Raw genomic sequence first — 16,377 nt, 5'->3', positions numbered from 1 at the left:
TGCACGCGCGGGGCGGACTCTTATGAGAACGCCGACGATGCCAGCGGCCAGCGACTCCGCAGCGACCTGGCGCATGGCCGAACTTCGGCTGAGCCCGATCGTCGAGGGGGTGGAGGCTAGTGTCCGGCGAAGGTTCGAAGTACACGGTTCCCCTTGTGATGGGGTGGTCCCTGGACAGTGCGAAATCGGTCAGTCGTCTTCTGTCGTCCGCGTCCAAGCAGATGTCCACCGACTTCAAGAGCGCGGGCAGTACTTTCGACGCGTCGCACGAATACTGGCGCGGGCACGGCGGAGAGGACGCTCGCGAGTCGTCGCGGACCCACGCTGATGACGCAGTTCGCAGCGCCTCCGTGATCGGTGCGGTGGCCGAGAAGTTCGACACTCGGGTGTCCGAACTCGAAGGCGAGGTCTCGAACCTTCCAAGCAAGGTGACCGAAGCACTCTCCTCTGAGTTCGATTTCTACGTCGAAGACGACGGCACCGTCAATTCCGAGCGGTCGAACATGGAGTGGTTGCGTGTGTGGAAGTCGGACTATCTGTCCAAACTCGCGGAGAAGGAAGGGTTGGAGAACTTCCTGACAATCGCTATTCGTGGCTCGCTGGCACGGATCGAAGACATCGATCGACGAGGCGCCGAAGAGCTCCGAACCGTCCTTGAGGGCCTCTCCGACAGAGTGAAATACGGGGTGGTCGGCACACCCGACGATCCGAGACTCGCCGAAATCCTTCGCCGATACCAAACGGCGCCGTCCGAAGGCGGTGCCCGGTTGTCCCGGTTGTGGCCGAGCGGCGTTCTGTTGCAGGCAATCCGCGCGGTGGACCCGGCGGTTGAGCCGGTTTTCATGACCCCAGAAGAGATCGTCATGCTGGCGACGATGGGGGCTCGGCCGAACGGCTTGGACGATCTGGTCGACTTTTTCGCCATTCGTTCACAGGCCAGCGGCGCCGCAGAACAGCAGCATGCCGGACCGCGCAGCATTTCCGATGGACATGGCGACGCCTTCCGGCACACTTACTGGAATGCGCTCATGACCCAGCGGTTCGGGGAAGATTGGACTCGACAGTTCGCAACCGCGCACGAGCAATTGGGCGGCAACCCGCCTCACCGAGAGGCGATGGATCTGTACAACAACGAGATCGGCCGTCAGTTGGCGCGGGAACACCCCGAAGCGAGTCCCGAAGAACTGGCCGCCGCCGTCGATCGGGCAGTCCGGGACGGCAGGACTCTCGTCATCGGGGCCGACGACGAGATCGCTTGGAGTGACCGAGTGGCTGAGCACAGCACCGGTGCCCCGTCACTCACGGATATCCCGCTACCGGCAGGTGAGCGGTGACCTCGTATCAACACGGCAGGTGGTGCCGCGCGATGATCGGGCTTTTCGTGGTCTGCTTCACCGCTACGGCGATTAACGGGTGTTCAGGACTTGCCTCTGGGGGTCCCGAGCAGAAGCAGATGCAGTGTGAGACCGAGTTCCGTATCGACGACAATTCGCAACCACTGGGATCGTCCGAGCGTTTTAGACACGCAGCCATTCAGTCAGCCTCAACGGGCACACAGGTGACAACGCTGCACGACGTTGCTCGCGAAGCAGGGTGGACCGGAGCGTGGGACCGAGTGCTGCAGGCTTTCGACAACACCGATTCCGCGTCGATCAACGCCTCCGCCGGAACTACCGGCATCTGCTTTCTCGGGGTAAGCCGCAGCGATCCCGATTTCGGCGCACAGGGCGACTACATCTTTTTCGACGGCCCTCGTCCCGTCCAAAGCATGCACTGGGACGGGGCCACCGAGATCATGCGCGCGTTGGGTGATAGCACCACCATCCGGCGTGATGAGCCACTCACTGCGGAAACCGACTCAGATCCGCCGATGCTGGTAACCGTCGAAACCCGCTCCCCCTGAGCACGAAACCCTGACCGCACCTCAGCCCAGCGCGGCCTCGACCTCGTCGCGGGCGCGGACGAAAGCGTCGCGCAGGGCGATGGGATCGGGCCCGGCTCGGAGCACGCCGCGGGAACTGGCGGGCAGCACCCAGGCCGGGTCGGCCCCCTCGAACACAATCGGCAGGTCGGCGGCCGTTGCACCCTGGGCACCCAGCCCGGGGGCCAGGATCGGGCCGCGGAGGCCGGCGAGATCGAGCCCGTGCTCACGTGTCGCCCCGACGACCAGGCCGACGGTCGCGGTCCCGTCCGTGTTCTCGGCGGCCGCGGCGTCGACGATCGATTGCGCGACCGTCCGCTCCCCCACCTGTGCCCGCTGCAGCTCGCCGCCCTCCGGGTTCGACGTCCGCGCCAGCACGAAGACGCCGCGCTCGCCGGACCGCGCGAGATCCAGTGCAGAGCGCAGGGATTCGTAACCCAGGTAGGGAGAAGCGGTGACCGAGTCGGCGCACAGCGGCGACGACTCGGACAACCAGGCCTGCGCGTAGGCGGCCATCGTCGAACCGATGTCACCGCGCTTGGCGTCGGCGATGACGAGGGCGCCCGCCTCGCGACAGCCCGCGACGACGCGTTCCAGCACCGCGAAACCCGCCGAACCGAACGGCTCGAAGAACGCGACCTGAGGTTTGATGACGGCGGCCACCGGACCCAGCGCCTCGACGCAGATGTCGGCGAACGCCGACAGTCCGTCGATGTCCACCGAGAGGCCCCATTCCTCGAGCAACGCGGCGTGGGGATCGATCCCGGCGCACAGACGCCCGCGCTCGACGACCGCCCTCGTGTAGCGGCCGCCGAACCCGGACGCGTCCGTCACGAGCGGCCGGCCAGGTCGGCGTGCCGGTTCTGCAGCGACCGCACCCCGATGTCGCCGGTCATCGCGGCCTCGATGCCCTGCACGGCGGCCGAGGCACCCTGCACCGTGGTGATACACGGGATGTTCACCGACACCGCGGCGCTCCGGATCTCGTAGCCGTCGACGCGGGGCCCCGAGTTGCCATACGGGGTGTTGATCACCATCGTCACCTCGCCGGCGCGGATGATGTCGACGATCGTGCGCTGCCCCTCGGCGGCCTCGAAGTGCTTGCGCACCGTCTCGCACTTGATCCCGTTGCGGCGCAACACGTCCGCGGTCCCCTCGGTGGCCAGGATGTCGAACCCCAGGTCGGCGAGGTGCTTCACGGGGAAGATCAGCGCCCGCTTGTCCTTGTTGGCCACCGACACGAAGATCTTGCCGCTGGTCGGGAGCGAGCCGTAGGCGGCGGTCTGCGACTTGGCGAATGCGCGACCGAAGTCGGCGTCGATGCCCATGACCTCGCCGGTCGACTTCATCTCGGGGCTCAGCAGGTTGTCGACCCCGCTGCCGTCATGGCGACGGAACCGATTGAACGGCAGGACCGCTTCCTTCACCGAGATCGGCGCCGTCGCCGGAGCCTCTCCGCCGTCGCCGGTGGCGGGCAGGATGCCCTGCTCCCGCAGATCGGCGATCGTCGCGCCGAGCATGACGCGCGCACACGCCTTGGCCAGGGGCACCGCGGTGGCCTTGGAGACGAACGGGACCGTCCGGCTCGCACGCGGATTGGCCTCGAGCACGTAGAGGATGTCGTCCTTGAGCGCGTACTGGACGTTGAGCAGACCCTTGACGCCGATGCCCTTGGCCAGCGCCTCGGTCGAGGTCCGCACCATCTCGAGGTCGGCTCGGCCGAGAGTGACCGGCGGCAACGCGCACGCCGAGTCACCGGAGTGGATTCCGGCCTCTTCGATGTGTTCCATCACGCCGCCGATGTAGACCTCGTCGCCGTCGCAGAGGGCGTCGACGTCGATCTCCACCGCGTCTTCGAGGAACCGGTCGACCAATACCGGATGATCCGGGGTCAGCTCGGTCGCGCGAGAGATGTAGTCCTCCAGGGACTTCTCGTCGTAGACGATCTCCATGCCGCGTCCACCGAGGACGTACGACGGCCGGACGAGCACCGGGTACCCGATCCGGGCGGCGGTGTCGCGGGCCTCGTCGAAGCTCGTCGCGGTACCGAACGCCGGGGCCGGTAGTCCGGCGGCGGTCAGCACCTTGCCGAACTCGCCGCGATCCTCGGCGAGGTCGATGGCCGCCGGGCTGGTGCCGACGATCGGCACCCCGGCCTCCTCCAAACGGTGCGCGAGACCGAGCGGCGTCTGGCCGCCGAGCTGGACGATGACACCTTCGACGGTGCCCGACTCCGATTCGGCGTGGTAGACCTCAAGGACGTCCTCGAACGTCAGCGGCTCGAAGTAGAGACGGTCGGCGGTGTCGTAGTCGGTGGACACCGTCTCCGGGTTGCAGTTGACCATGACGGTCTCGTATCCGGCGTCCGACAGGGTCAGTGCGGCGTGCACGCACGAGTAGTCGAACTCGATGCCCTGACCGATGCGGTTGGGGCCCGATCCGAGGATCAGGACCTTGGGGCGCTCCGTCTGGGGCGCGATCTCACTGGTCGCCCCGGCGTCGAGTTCGTAGCTCGAGTAGTGGTACGGCGTCTTCGCCTCGAACTCGGCCGCGCAGGTGTCGACGGTCTTGTAGACCGGCCGTACGCCCAGCCCGATCCGGTGGGCGCGAACGGCCGCCTCGTCGGCGAAATCCGAACGCAGAGCGGCGATCTGACGGTCGGAAAAGCCGGTGGACTTGGCCTCGCGCAGCAACGCCTCGTCCAGCGTGTCGGCGTCGCGGATCTCCACTCCGAGCGCGGCGATCCCGCCGATCTCGGCGAGGAACCAGGGATCGATCGCAGTGGCCTCGTAGAGGTCCTGGATCGTCGCGCCGGCCTCGAAGGCGAGCATCAGCTTGTACAACCGGCCGTCGCGCGGGGTCTTGATGTCCTCGAGCAGGGCGGGCAGGTCGACCGTCGCCGGGTCGGGGCGGTTGGGCTCGGCCCAGAAGCCGCCGGCCTTCGTCTCCAGCGACCGCATGACCTTGCCGAGTGCCTCGGCGAAGCTGCGACCGAGGCTCATGGCCTCGCCCACCGACTTCATCGTGGTGGTCAGCGTGTCGTCGGCGCCCGGGAACTTCTCGAACGCGAACCGCGGAGCCTTCACCACGACGTAGTCGAGCGTCGGCTCGAAACAGGCCGGCGTCTCCTTGGTGATGTCGTTGACGATCTCGTCGAGGCTGTACCCGATGGCGAGCTTCGCGGCGATCTTGGCGATCGGGAAGCCGGTGGCCTTCGACGCGAGCGCCGACGACCGCGACACGCGCGGGTTCATCTCGATGACGACGAGGCGGCCGTCGCGTGGGTCCTGGGCGAACTGGATGTTGCAGCCGCCGGTGTCGACGCCGACCTCGCGCAGGATGTCGATGGAGAGGTCGCGCATGATCTGGTACTCGCGGTCGGTGAGCGTCATCGCCGGGGCGACGGTCACCGAGTCGCCGGTGTGGACGCCGACCGGGTCGAGGTTCTCGATCGAGCAGACGACCACCACGTTGTCGCGGTTGTCGCGCATGAGCTCGAGCTCGTACTCCTTCCACCCGAGGATCGACTCCTCGATGAGGACGTTCGCCGTCGGGGAGGCGGCGAGACCGCCGCCCGCGATCCGGTCGAGGTCCTCGTCGTCGTAGGCCATTCCCGAGCCGAGACCGCCCATGGTGAACGACGGCCGGACGACGACCGGGAACCCGAGTTCGGCGACGGTGTCCCGCACCTCGTCCATCGTGTGGCAGACGCGGGACCGGGCGCTCTCCCCGCCGACCTTCTCGACGATGTCCTTGAACATCTGCCGGTCCTCGCCGCGCTGGATGGCGTCGAAGTCGGCGCCGATCAGCTCGATGCCGTACTTCTCCAGTGAGCCGCGATCGTGCAGTGCAACAGCGGTGTTCAACGCGGTCTGACCGCCGAGGGTGGCCAGCACGGCGTCGATGGGATGCCCGGCGTCGCGCTCGGCCTCGATGACCTTCTCCACGTACTCGGCCGTGATCGGCTCGATGTAGGTGGCGTCGGCGAACTCCGGATCGGTCATGATCGTGGCCGGGTTCGAGTTGACCAGGCTGACCCGTAGGCCCTCGGCTTTGAGGACCCGGCAGGCCTGCGTGCCGGAGTAGTCGAACTCGCAGGCCTGACCGATGACGATCGGCCCGGACCCGATGACCAGGACGTGGTTGATGTCTTCGCGGCGCGGCATCAGGCACTCGCTCCTTGGGACTTGTCCCCTTCGAGCAGGGTGACGAACTTGTCGAACAGGTAGGCGGCGTCGTGGGGACCGGCGGCCGCCTCGGGGTGGTACTGCACCGAGTAGGCGCGGCCGGAGAGCAGCTCGACGCCCTCCACGGTGCCGTCGTTGGCGCAGACATGGCTGACCCGGGCGCGGCCGAAGTCGGAGTCGAACTCCTCGCCCGCCTCGCCTTCGAGCGCGAAGCCGTGGTTCTGCGAGGTGATCGAGACCTTGCCGGTGGCGTGGTCGACGACCGGGATGTTGATGCCCCGGTGGCCGAACTTCATCTTGTAGGTCGACCGGCCGAGCGCGCGGCCCAGGATCTGATTGCCGAAGCAGATGCCGAACAGCGGGATGTCCTGGCCGAGCACCCCGCGGGTGAGTTCGACGATGTCGTCGGCCGTGGCCGGGTCGCCGGGACCGTTCGAGAGGAACACCCCGTCGGGCTTGAGGTCGGCGATGGCGTCGAGCGCGACGGTCGCGGGCAGCACGTGGGTGCGGACGCCGCGTTCGGCGAACATCCGCGGCGTGTTGGTCTTGATGCCCAGGTCGATGGCGGCCACCGTGAACCGGTGCTGGTCGAGGGGTTCGACCACGTAACCGCTGTCGGTGGTGACCTCGTCGGCCAGCCGGGCGCCCTTCATGTCCGGCTGGTTGCGCACGCGGGCGACGAGTTCGTCGGTGTCGGCGAGCGCCGGGCCGGAGAAGATCCCGGCCTTCATCGACCCGTGGTCGCGGAGGATGCGCACCACGGTGCGGGTGTCGATACCGCCGATCCCGACGATGCCCTGACGGTCCAGCTCCTCTGCGAGGGAGGTCGTCGCGCGCCAGTTGGAGACGCGTCGGGTGGGGTTGCGAACCGCATACCCCGCGACCCAGATCTTGCCCGAGTCACCGTCGACGCCGGTGCTCCCGGCGCTGCCCGTGCTCTCGCCGTCCTCGGTGTTCCAGCCGGTGTTGCCGATCTGCGGCGCCGTGGCGACCACGATCTGCCGGTGGTAGCTCGGATCGGTCAGGGTTTCCTGATAGCCGGTCATCGCGGTGCAGAACACCGCCTCGCCAAGGGTCTCGCCGACTGCGCCGAAGCTCCGGCCGGTGAACACCTGGCCGTTCTCCAGCACCAAGACCGCTGTGTTCATTCCTGTGCCCCTTGTCCCTGTGGCCCGTGTCCGCTGTCATGCGTCCCGGCGAAGGCGCTCACCCAGCCGGGGTAGATCGTTTTGTCGTCGGCGCGCACCCCGGAGTCGATCTCGGTGCCGCTGGGCAGGACCCAGCGGATGGCGAGGACGCCGTCGGCGGTCATCACCTTGCCCGCGATGCCGCGTTCGGTCCGGACCGCGGTGATCGATTCCCGGGGAATCCAGAGGTCACTGGCTCCCTGACGCGCGATGAGGATGCCCGTCTCGAACTCGGTCAGCACCGAGGACGCCCGGTCGCCGATGTCACCGACGGTCACCCGGTTCTGCCAGCTCGGCGCGATGGTGCTGCCGAGGTAGAGGCCGGTATCTGGACCTCTGAGTACCGCGCCCGGCTCGGTGGGGATCGTCGGCAGCGTGCCGATCACGTCGGCCTGCGCCGCGGTCTTCTTCCGATTCCCGGTCGCCAGCAGGTAGAACACCGACGCCACCCCGAGGGCGAGCAGTGCGACCACGCCGATGAACCAGGCGTTGAAGACGATTTTGCCGTATCCGAGCAGCGACGCGAGCACCGAGGCGACCACCAGCACCGCGAGGATCGCCGGTACCAGTCCACGCCTGGGTCTCGCGGTCATCGGGTCACCTGCCCGTCGTGGGCCGTCACCACGCCGCGCAGCACCGTCGCGGTGACGGTGGCGGGCATGGTCATCGACTCGAACGGGGTGTTGGCCGACAAGCTCGCCAGCTCGGGACCGTGCACCACCCAGGACGTGTCCGGGTCGACGACGGCCAGGTTCGCCGGCTCGCCGACCTCGATCGGACGACCCTGATCGGTGAGTTCGACAATCTGCGCGGGCCGCTCGCTCATCACTCGCGCGACGCCGCGCCAGTCGAGCAGGCCGGGCTTGACGAGGGTCTCGACGATGATCGGCAGGGCGGTCTGCAGGCCGAGCATCCCGGGCTTGGCCTGGGCGAACTCGCAGCACTTCTCCTGCGCGGCGTGCGGGGCGTGGTCGGTGGCCACACAGTCGACGATCCCCTCGGCCAGCGCCTGTCGCAACGCCTCTTTGTCGCGGACCTCGCGCAGCGGCGGATTCACCTTGTTGACCGGGTCGTACGTCTCGAGCCGGGAGTCGTCGAGCAGCAGGTGATGCGGGGTCACCTCGGCGGTGATCGCGATCCCCTGGTCCTTCGCCCAGCGGAGAAGTTCGACGGTGCCCTCGGTCGAGGCGTGGCAGATGTGGATGCGCGCACCCGCGTCGCGCGCGAGCAGGGCGTCGCGGATCACGATCGACTCCTCGGCCGCCCGCGGCCAGCCCGCCAGGCCGAGGCGCGAGGCCGTGGGCCCCTCGTTGGCAACGGCTCCGACGGTCAGTCGCGGCTCCTCGGCGTGCTGGGCGATGAGGACGCCGAGCCCGGTCGCGTACTCGAGCGCGCGGCGCATCAGGAGCGGATCGTCGACGCACTTGCCGTCGTCGCTGAACATCCGGACGCCGGCGGCACCGGCGGCCATCATGCCCATCTCGGCGAGCTGCTTGCCGGCCAGACCCACGGTCACGGCGCCGACCGGGTACACGTCGACGAGTCCGACCTCGCGCCCGGACCGCCACACGTTGTCGGTGACGGTCGAGTTGTCGGCCACCGGGCTGGTGTTGGCCATCGCGAAGACCGCGGTGTAACCGCCGAGCGCGGCGGCTGCCGAACCCGACCGGATGGTCTCGGTGTCCTCGCGGCCCGGCTCCCGCAGGTGGGTGTGGAGGTCGACGAACCCCGGCAGCAGCACGCCGCCCTTGCCGTCGATCGTCTCGGTGCCGTCGGGCGCGGTGACCGCGGAACCCATCTCGCTGATGACGCCGTCGACTAAGAGGACGTCGATCGGGTCACCCTCGCCGTATGGACGAACGGCGCGGAGAAGAACGGATCCGGTGCGGGCGGTCACTTCACATCTCCTGACACGATGTCGTGGGCGGTCACAGGTGCGCTCCCGCGGAATCGGAGCCGACGAGCAGCCGGAACAGGACCGCCATGCGGACGTGCACGCCGTTGCGGACCTGTTCGAGAACGGTCGCCTTCGGCGAGTCGGCCACCGAGTAGCCGATCTCCATGCCGCGCAACATCGGTCCGGGATGCAGGACCACGGCATCGTCGGCCAGCAACGCCATCCGACGATCGTTGAGCCCGAAGCGGACCGAGTACTCGCGGGCACTCGGGAAGAAGCCGCCGTTCATGCGTTCGGCCTGGACGCGGAGCATCATGACGGCGTCGACGGCCGGCAGTTCGGCGTCGAGACTTCCCGAGACGCTCACCGGCCACTGGTCCACCCCGACCGGCAGCAGCGTCGGGGGCGCCACCAGGACGACCTCGGCGCCGAGCGTCGAGAGCAGGTGGGCGTTCGACCGCGCGACGCGGGAGTGGATGATGTCGCCGACGATCGCGATCCGCCTGCCCTCGAGCGAACCGAGCCGCTGTCGCAGGGTCAGCGCGTCGAGGAGCGCCTGCGTGGGATGCTCGTGCGTTCCGTCGCCGGCGTTGATCACCGCGGGACCGTCACCGTCGGGCGTGGTCGTCCAGTCGGCGATCTGGGCCGGCGCGCCCGACGCCGGATGCCGGACGATCAGCGCGTCGGCGCCCGCCGCGTGCAGGGTCTTGGCCGTGTCGCGCAACGACTCCCCTTTGCCCGCAGAGGAACTCGAGGCACTGACGTTGATGACGTCGGCACTCATCCACTTGCCCGCGACTTCGAAGGAGACCCGGGTGCGGGTGGAGTTCTCATAGAACACGGTCATCACCGTCCGACCGCGCAGCGTCGGCAGTTTGCGCACCTCACGCCCGGTCAGGGCCTGCTCGAAACGCTCGGCGTCGTCGAGGAGGGCGGTGGCATCGTCACGGCTGAGGTCTTGCGTCGACAACAGATGCCGCATCATGAATCACTCTCCGCGGCAACCGAACTCGACGCCGAGGCGAGGACGACCTCGTCGATGCCGTCGTGTTCGACGAGATGGACCGAGACCTGTTCGTCGCGGGCCGTCGGGATGTTCTTGCCGACATAGTCTGCGCGCAACGGGAGTTCGCGATGGCCACGGTCGACGAGGACCGCGAGTTGCACGGCCGCGGGACGACCGAGATCGCGCAGTGCGTCGAGCGCGGCACGGACCGTCCGTCCGGAGTAGAGGACATCGTCGACGAGGATCACGATGGCGCTGTCGACGCCACCGGCCGGCACCATCGTCCGCTCGAGCGGGCGGTGCGGCTTGCCGCGCAGATCATCGCGGTAGAGCGTGATGTCGAGATATCCCACCGGCACGTCGACGCCTGCGAACTCGCTGATCTTGGCACCCAGCCGGGTGGCGAGAGATGTTCCGCGAGTGGGGATTCCGATGAGGACGACGCGAGGTGCGTCGGGCGAGTCCAGAGCAGTCTTCTCGATGACCTGGTGTGCGACACGGGCAATCGTGCGCGACACGTCAGCGGCATCGAGCAGCACCCTGGGAGCGGGGCTGGCCAAGGCCGACCTCCTTCTCCGCCTCGCAGGACGGATCGTTAAAGGATGTCTGTCTCGCGACACTCTACACCGGGCGGCGACGCCGACGAATTCCCGCGACGTACGCCACACCCGGTGCGGATCAGTTGGGCTCCGGCCGTCCGGGTGCGGCCCCACCGGGTTCGGCGGAAGCGGCTGCGCGGACCTGCGGCGCGAGCTCGGCGATCTTGGCCAGCACGCCGTTCACGAAGGCCGGCGAGTCGTCGGTCGAAAGTTCTTTGGCGAGTTCGACCGCCTCGTCGACGACGACGATCGTGTCGACGTCGAGAGAGTTGAACAGCTCCCACGTCGCCAGTCGCATGATGGCGCGGTCGACGGCTGGGAGGCGTTCGAGGGTCCAGTCGCGCAGATACGACGAGATGACCGCGTCGACCTGACCCTGGTCCTCGGCGAGTCCCTGGATCACGGTCGCGGTGTAGTCGTGGATCGAGCCGACGCTCTCGTCCGAGCGGACGTATTCACGACGTTCGGCGACGAGCTGCGCGGGACTGACCTTCTTGGCCTCGGCCTCGAAGAGAAGGTCCACCGCGCGCCGCCGCGCCTTGTGTCGGGTTCCGGGTTGTTTCACAGGTCAGGAGTTGACGCGGCCGAGATAGCTGCCGTCGCGCGAATCGACCTTGAGCTTGTCACCGGTGTTGATGAACAGCGGAACCTGGATCTCGGCGCCGGTCTCGAGCGTGGCGGGCTTGGTGCCGCCGGTGGAACGGTCGCCCTGGAGTCCGGGATCGGTCTGGGCGACGATCAGCTCCACCGTGACCGGCAGTTCGACGAACAACGGGTTGCCCTCGTTCAGCGAGACCTGCACGGTCATGTTCTCCAGCAGGAAGCGGGCGCCGTCGCCGACGGTGGCCGGCGGCAGGGAGAACTGCTCGTAGTCCTGCGCGTCCATGAACACGTAGTCGGTGCCGTCGTTGTAGAGGAAGGTCATGTCTCGACGGTCGACGGTCGCGGTCTCGACCTTGACGCCCGCGTTGAAGGTCTTGTCGACGGTCTTGCCGCTCAGCACGTTCTTGATCTTGGTGCGCACGAACGCGGGGCCCTTGCCCGGCTTGACGTGCTGGAACTCCATGATCTGCCAGAGCTGGTCGTCCATGCGCAGCACGAGGCCGTTCTTGAAGTCGGCGGTGGATGCCATGTGGTTTTCGTTCCCTTGCAGTCAGATGACGGTGAATGTCTTGTCGGTGGCGGTCAGCAGGTCGGGGTCGCCGTCGGTGACCACCAATGTGTCCTCGATCCGGACCCCACCCCATCCGGGTAGGTAGACACCGGGCTCCACGGTGACCGCAGCACCGCATGGCAGTGTACCCGCCGCGAGTTTGCCGATTCCCGGCGCTTCGTGGATCTCCAGTCCCACTCCGTGACCGAGACCGTGCACGTAGTTCTCGCCGTGGCCGGCGTCGGCGATCACGTCGCGGGCCGCGGCGTCGACCGCCCGCAGGTCGGCCCCGGGCGTGAGGGCCCGGCGGCCGGCGGCCTGTGCGGTGGCGACGAGTTCGTAGAGGTCCCGCTGCCACGACGCCGCGCGCCTCAGGACGAAGGTCCTGGTCATGTCGGAGTGATACCCGCCGACCACCGAGCCGAAGTCGATCTTGACCAGATCGCCGTCCGCCAGAGCCGTGTGGGTGGGCCGGTGATGCGGGATCGCCGAGTGCGGGCCGGCGGCCACGATGGTCTCGAACGCGATCCCGTCGGCCCCGAGGCGATACATCTCCCACTCGAGCGCACGCGCGACCTGCCGCTCGGTCGTCCCGGCCCGCAGGACGCCGTCGGCGATGATCTGCGCCAGGGCCGCATCCCCGATCGCGCACGCCGCCCGGAGCAGCTCGATCTCCCCCGGTTCCTTGACCGCGCGCAGGTTCTGCACGACACCGGTCGTGCTGACGAGTTCGATCCCGGAGTCCCCGACAGCCGCGGACAGCGCTCGGTGCCCGGCCACGGTCTCGGTGTCGGCCTCGAAGCCGACGCGACCCGCCCCGGCGGCCCGGGCGTGGTCGACGAGGGCACGCGCCACCGAGCGTTCGATGATCGGCTCGACGTCGGGCACCTGTTCGGCGACCTGGGTGAGATACCGGCCGTCGGTGGCGATCCGGTCGCCGGCCGGATCGTCGACGTCGATCAGCACGGCGGCGTTGGAGCCGGTGAACCCGGTCAGGTAGCGGACGTTGACGAGGTCGGAGACGACGAGGAACGAGACCGGGTCGTCCGCGGTACGCAGTTCGGCACGCAGCCGGGCGCGGCGGCCTGCGGTGTCATGGTTGATCGGCACCCTGGCCACGCTACGGCCGGCGCCCGAGCCGCGAACCCGCCCGACCCGCGAAACCCGACCACTTCGACCAGGGTGTGTCCGCTGTCACCACCCCCGTGCGTAAGATGACGCGCATGTCTTCGTGGTTGGTGCGCGGTCTGACGATGACCGCAGTTCACGTCCTCGCCCGCGTCTTGCTGGGATTCGCCGTGGTGCAGGCGCCGCTGAACTCGACGATCTGGCGCACCATCGCGATCGCGGTCGTCGTACTCATCGCCCTGGTGTGGGGTGGTTACGACGGCATCCGCGACGCCCGCGCCAACCCGGATCCCGATGACTACGAGGATCTGACCGTCCGCTGGCTACAGGCCGGTGTCCTCGCCGGCGTCCTCGCCGGGCTGATCTCCTGGATCCTCGGCACGGTCGTCCTGGCCGGCATCGGGCAGGCCAGCCTGTTCATCGAGCTCATCGCCGGGGCGTCGTTCACCGCACTGCTCGTCTTCGTCCCGGCCTTCATCGGCGCTGCGATCGGCCGTTTCCTCGTCCGGCGCGACCAGAACAAGGGCGCACCCGACGACGACTGGTCGGTGCACGAGGATCGTTCGCACCGCCACGACGGCGGGACCGAGGCCGACTCGGACGCGCCGACGCAGCGCATTCGCTGAGGCTCAGGACGAAGCCCCCCGTGCGAGTGGCCGAATTCTCAGCTCCCTGAGGTACGAGCGAAGCGAGCCACCTCCTGCTCCCTGAGGAGCGCTCGGAGCTTGCGGAGGGCGCGTCACGAAGGGTCCTCGCAACTCGTCTCGCCAGGACCCTTCGAGGCTCGTCGCTGATATGTAGTGCTGCTCTGTCAAGTCCCATGGCGAAATTGCCTCCTTCTCAGGGGCTGTTGTGGGGTTGGCCACCCGCCGCGGTGTGTGGTGGTCGTTACTCGCGACGGTGTTGTCGGACTGATATACGCGGGTTGGTTACCGCTCAACGGTGTTCGACAGGAGAGGAAAACGCTGGCCGACGGGTCTATGTAAACGTGCGTACCGTGCACCCAAAAGTGCTGGCGCACATAGCGACGCCGTGGATTCGTTCCCTGTTCACCACAGCGGGAGTCCCGCGACGGGTGGCCAAGATTGTGTGTCAGTGCTGGTTAGTCGTCGAGCACCGCCAGCGACCAGCACCAGCCGGCGAGCTCACGAGCGATCGCGGTGTTGGCCACGCAGGGATGTTTGCTGCGGCGGTCGAATTGTTGCCAGCGCTTGTGTAGCCGACGATTGCCGGCATGGCCACGGGCGCGGGCAGCCGGTGTAGCAGCCTCCCACCGGCGGCGCATGGTCTGTCCGGGTGTGGCGTAGGGGCGTCGGTGTTGCCAGGCCGCCTCGACCAATAGCCGCCGCACGTGGGCGTTACCGGCCTTGGTGATCGATCCCTGACTGCGGGTCCCGCCGGTCGAGTATTCCGAGGGCACCAACCCGGCGTAGGAGCCGATCGTGGCGCCACTAAACCGTGACCAGTCGCCGATCTCGACCGCCAAAGCGAACGCGGTCAGCGTCGACACGCCCCGCAGACACGACAGCCGGGTGACCACCGCCCGCCACGGATCGGTGGCCGCGGTCTGTTCGATCAGCTCATCGAGGCGGTCACGGCGGGCGGTCACGCTCAACACCGCGTCCAGGTCGTTGTCGAAGGCGGCTTGCAGCAGCGGCAGCTCGAAACGTTGACGCTTCAGCCACCGCTGATGAACACCGGTCCAGGGTTTCCCGCCGGAGTAGACGATCCCCTGTCGCAGAAGCAGTTTGGACAATCGATGCCGAGCGCGCATCAAGTCGCTGCGGGCGTCCTCGCGGGCGCGGACCAGAGGGGGTGTCAGATGGTCTGTGTAAGTCCAGTGCTCATCAGTGAGAGGACAATCTATGAGCATGGCGTTAGACGATAAGCAGCACGACGACGGTCAGCAGCTGCCTGAGTTGGCTGAGCCGCGTTCGACCGCGGAGGTGGCCGAGGCGCTGGAGGCCTCGGGCATGGTCGATGAGTTGTTGGCCCAGATCGATACCGGCCAGGTCCAGATCACCGGCGACGGCGGCCTGATCCCGGGTCTGATCAAACTCGCCCTCGAACGCGGCCTGAAGGCCGAGCTGACCGATCACCTCGGCTATGCCAAGGGCGATCCGGCCGGTCGGCAACTGCCCAACGCCCGCAACGGGTCGAGCCCGAAAACGGTGGACTCCGCGGCCGGGCCGGTCGAGTTGAACGTTCCTCGTGACCGTGCCGGCACGTTCACCCCACGCCTGGTACCGAAGGGTTCCCGCCGGCTCGGCGGGCTCGACGACATGATCATCTCGCTGTATGCCGGTGGCATGACGTTGCGCGACATTCAGCATCATCTGGCCTCGACGATCGGCACCGATCTGTCGCATGAGACGATCTCGAAGATCTGCGACGAGGTCCTCGACGCGGTCGATGAATGGCAGAACCGGCCGCTGGAGGCGTTGTATCCCGTCATCTACCTCGACGCCCTGGTGGTGAAGGTCAAAGACGGCGGTCATGTCCGAAACAGGCACGCCCACATCGCTATTGGTGTCGACATGGCCGGCGTCAAGCACGTGCTGGGCATCTGGATTCAGGCCGAGGAAGGCGCGAAGTTCTGGGCCGGGGTGTGTGCGAATCTGGCCAACCGCGGCGTCAAGGACGTGCTCATCGTGTGCTGCGACGGGTTGACCGGGTTCCCCGAGGCGATCGAGGCGACCTGGCCATTGGCCACGGTGCAAACGTGTGTGGTGCATCTGATTCGCAACTCGATGCGGTTCGTGAACTACAAGGACCGCAAAGAGGTCGCGCGGGCGATCAAACCGATCTACACCGCCCCCGACGCCGAGACCGCCCGCCGCGAATGGGAAGCCTTCCGAGACTCGGAACTGGGGACCAAATATCCGAGTGCCGCAGCAGCTTTCGATCGAGCGTGGGACCGGTTCATTCCGTTCTTGGCGTTCCCGCCCGAGCTCCGCAAAGTCATCTACACCACCAACTCGATCGAGTCGCTGAACTACCAGCTCCGCAAGGTCATCAAGAATCGGGGACACTTCCCCAACGATCTCGCGGCGCGCAAACTGCTGTGGCTGGCGATCTGCGACATCGAGGACAAACGGGCCCGGCAACGCGAGAAGGAACGCGGCAAGCCCGCCGCCACGCGCAGAGCCCCCGGCAGACTCGTCGAGGGCCAAGTCGTGACGAACTGGAAACAGGCCCTCGGGCAACTAGCCCTGGCCTACCCCGACCGCATCGAACCCCACCTCAACTAGACCCAACCAGCAACCACAGGAAACCCAGGAGTCACGTTCTTACACAGA

The 16,377-nt window shown here is 67.5% G+C and carries 14 protein-coding genes and 1 pseudogene; 4 read left to right on the top strand and 11 right to left on the bottom strand.

All coding sequences use genetic code 11. The features are described 5' to 3' along the window. Positions 1–221 precede the first annotated feature (221 nt). The gene (locus MVF96_RS11465; RefSeq protein WP_247452007.1) at positions 222–1,334 is read left to right on the top strand and encodes a DUF6973 domain-containing protein; all 1,113 of its coding nucleotides are present in this window, start codon (positions 222–224) and stop codon (positions 1,332–1,334) included. Beyond that, complete coding sequence (locus MVF96_RS11460) at positions 1,331–1,903, top strand: hypothetical protein (RefSeq protein ID WP_247452006.1); 573 nt, start codon at positions 1,331–1,333, stop codon at positions 1,901–1,903. The genes MVF96_RS11465 and MVF96_RS11460 overlap by 4 nt, the downstream gene beginning before the upstream one ends. Before the next feature lie 21 nt (positions 1,904–1,924). On the opposite strand, the gene pyrF is transcribed toward MVF96_RS11460, so the two are convergent. The 10 genes from pyrF to MVF96_RS11410 form a co-directional block, all read right to left on the bottom strand. Further along, positions 1,925–2,755 carry an orotidine-5'-phosphate decarboxylase gene (gene pyrF, locus MVF96_RS11455; protein WP_068971596.1) on the bottom strand — a complete coding sequence of 277 codons (831 nt, stop codon included), beginning with the start codon at positions 2,753–2,755 and terminating at the stop codon, positions 1,925–1,927. After that, positions 2,752–6,087: a carbamoyl-phosphate synthase large subunit gene (carB, locus tag MVF96_RS11450; RefSeq protein ID WP_247452005.1), complete on the bottom strand. Its 3,336-nt coding sequence runs from the start codon at positions 6,085–6,087 to the stop codon at positions 2,752–2,754. The genes pyrF and carB overlap by 4 nt, the downstream gene beginning before the upstream one ends. Further along, positions 6,087–7,256, bottom strand: a complete 1,170-nt coding sequence (gene carA, locus MVF96_RS11445; RefSeq protein ID WP_247452004.1) for a glutamine-hydrolyzing carbamoyl-phosphate synthase small subunit — start codon at positions 7,254–7,256, stop codon at positions 6,087–6,089. The genes carB and carA overlap by 1 nt, the downstream gene beginning before the upstream one ends. Beyond that, complete coding sequence (locus MVF96_RS11440) at positions 7,253–7,888, bottom strand: PH-like domain-containing protein (RefSeq protein ID WP_065632132.1); 636 nt, start codon at positions 7,886–7,888, stop codon at positions 7,253–7,255. Before MVF96_RS11440 ends, carA begins: the two co-directional genes overlap by 4 nt. Beyond that, positions 7,885–9,192: a dihydroorotase gene (locus MVF96_RS11435; RefSeq protein WP_165630128.1), complete on the bottom strand. Its 1,308-nt coding sequence runs from the start codon at positions 9,190–9,192 to the stop codon at positions 7,885–7,887. The genes MVF96_RS11440 and MVF96_RS11435 overlap by 4 nt, the downstream gene beginning before the upstream one ends. 31 nt (positions 9,193–9,223) lie before the next feature. Then, a complete protein-coding gene (locus MVF96_RS11430) occupies positions 9,224–10,174 on the bottom strand; it encodes an aspartate carbamoyltransferase catalytic subunit (RefSeq protein WP_058250562.1) in 951 nt (316 codons plus the stop codon). Beyond that, positions 10,174–10,758 (bottom strand): bifunctional pyr operon transcriptional regulator/uracil phosphoribosyltransferase PyrR, encoded by a 585-nt coding sequence (gene pyrR / locus MVF96_RS11425; RefSeq protein WP_058250344.1) that lies wholly within the window; start codon positions 10,756–10,758, stop codon positions 10,174–10,176. The genes MVF96_RS11430 and pyrR overlap by 1 nt, the downstream gene beginning before the upstream one ends. Before the next feature lie 118 nt (positions 10,759–10,876). Beyond that, positions 10,877–11,362, bottom strand: coding sequence for a transcription antitermination factor NusB (gene nusB / locus MVF96_RS11420; RefSeq protein ID WP_058250343.1), 486 nt, complete (start codon positions 11,360–11,362; stop codon positions 10,877–10,879). 3 nt (positions 11,363–11,365) lie between these two features. After that, entirely contained in the window at positions 11,366–11,929 is a 564-nt protein-coding gene (gene efp, locus MVF96_RS11415; RefSeq protein WP_058250342.1) for an elongation factor P, read from the bottom strand. 21 nt (positions 11,930–11,950) lie between these two features. Then, on the bottom strand, positions 11,951–13,060 hold the full coding sequence (locus MVF96_RS11410; protein WP_165630129.1) for an aminopeptidase P family protein: 1,110 nt from the start codon (positions 13,058–13,060) through the stop codon (positions 11,951–11,953). 113 nt (positions 13,061–13,173) lie between these two features. On the opposite strand from MVF96_RS11410, the gene MVF96_RS11405 reads away from it, so the two are divergent. Beyond that, positions 13,174–13,704, top strand: coding sequence for a B-4DMT family transporter (locus tag MVF96_RS11405; RefSeq protein WP_068971612.1), 531 nt, complete (start codon positions 13,174–13,176; stop codon positions 13,702–13,704). 476 nt (positions 13,705–14,180) lie between these two features. Here MVF96_RS11405 and MVF96_RS11400 read toward each other — a convergent pair. Continuing rightward, positions 14,181–14,888: pseudogene (locus tag MVF96_RS11400) on the bottom strand (transposase); the annotation flags it as partial. A 55-nt stretch (positions 14,889–14,943) separates the two neighbouring features. Between MVF96_RS11400 and MVF96_RS11395 the strand changes: the two are divergent. Beyond that, complete coding sequence (locus tag MVF96_RS11395; RefSeq protein WP_159370889.1) at positions 14,944–16,329, top strand: IS256 family transposase; 1,386 nt, start codon at positions 14,944–14,946, stop codon at positions 16,327–16,329. Positions 16,330–16,377: the final 48 nt, after the last annotated feature.

The sequence above is a fragment of the Gordonia hongkongensis genome (assembly GCF_023078355.1).
Lineage (GTDB): Bacteria > Actinomycetota > Actinomycetes > Mycobacteriales > Mycobacteriaceae > Gordonia > Gordonia hongkongensis.
The sequence above is the reverse complement of the archived record's forward strand: the minus strand, read 5'-3'. Positions and strand labels throughout refer to the sequence as shown.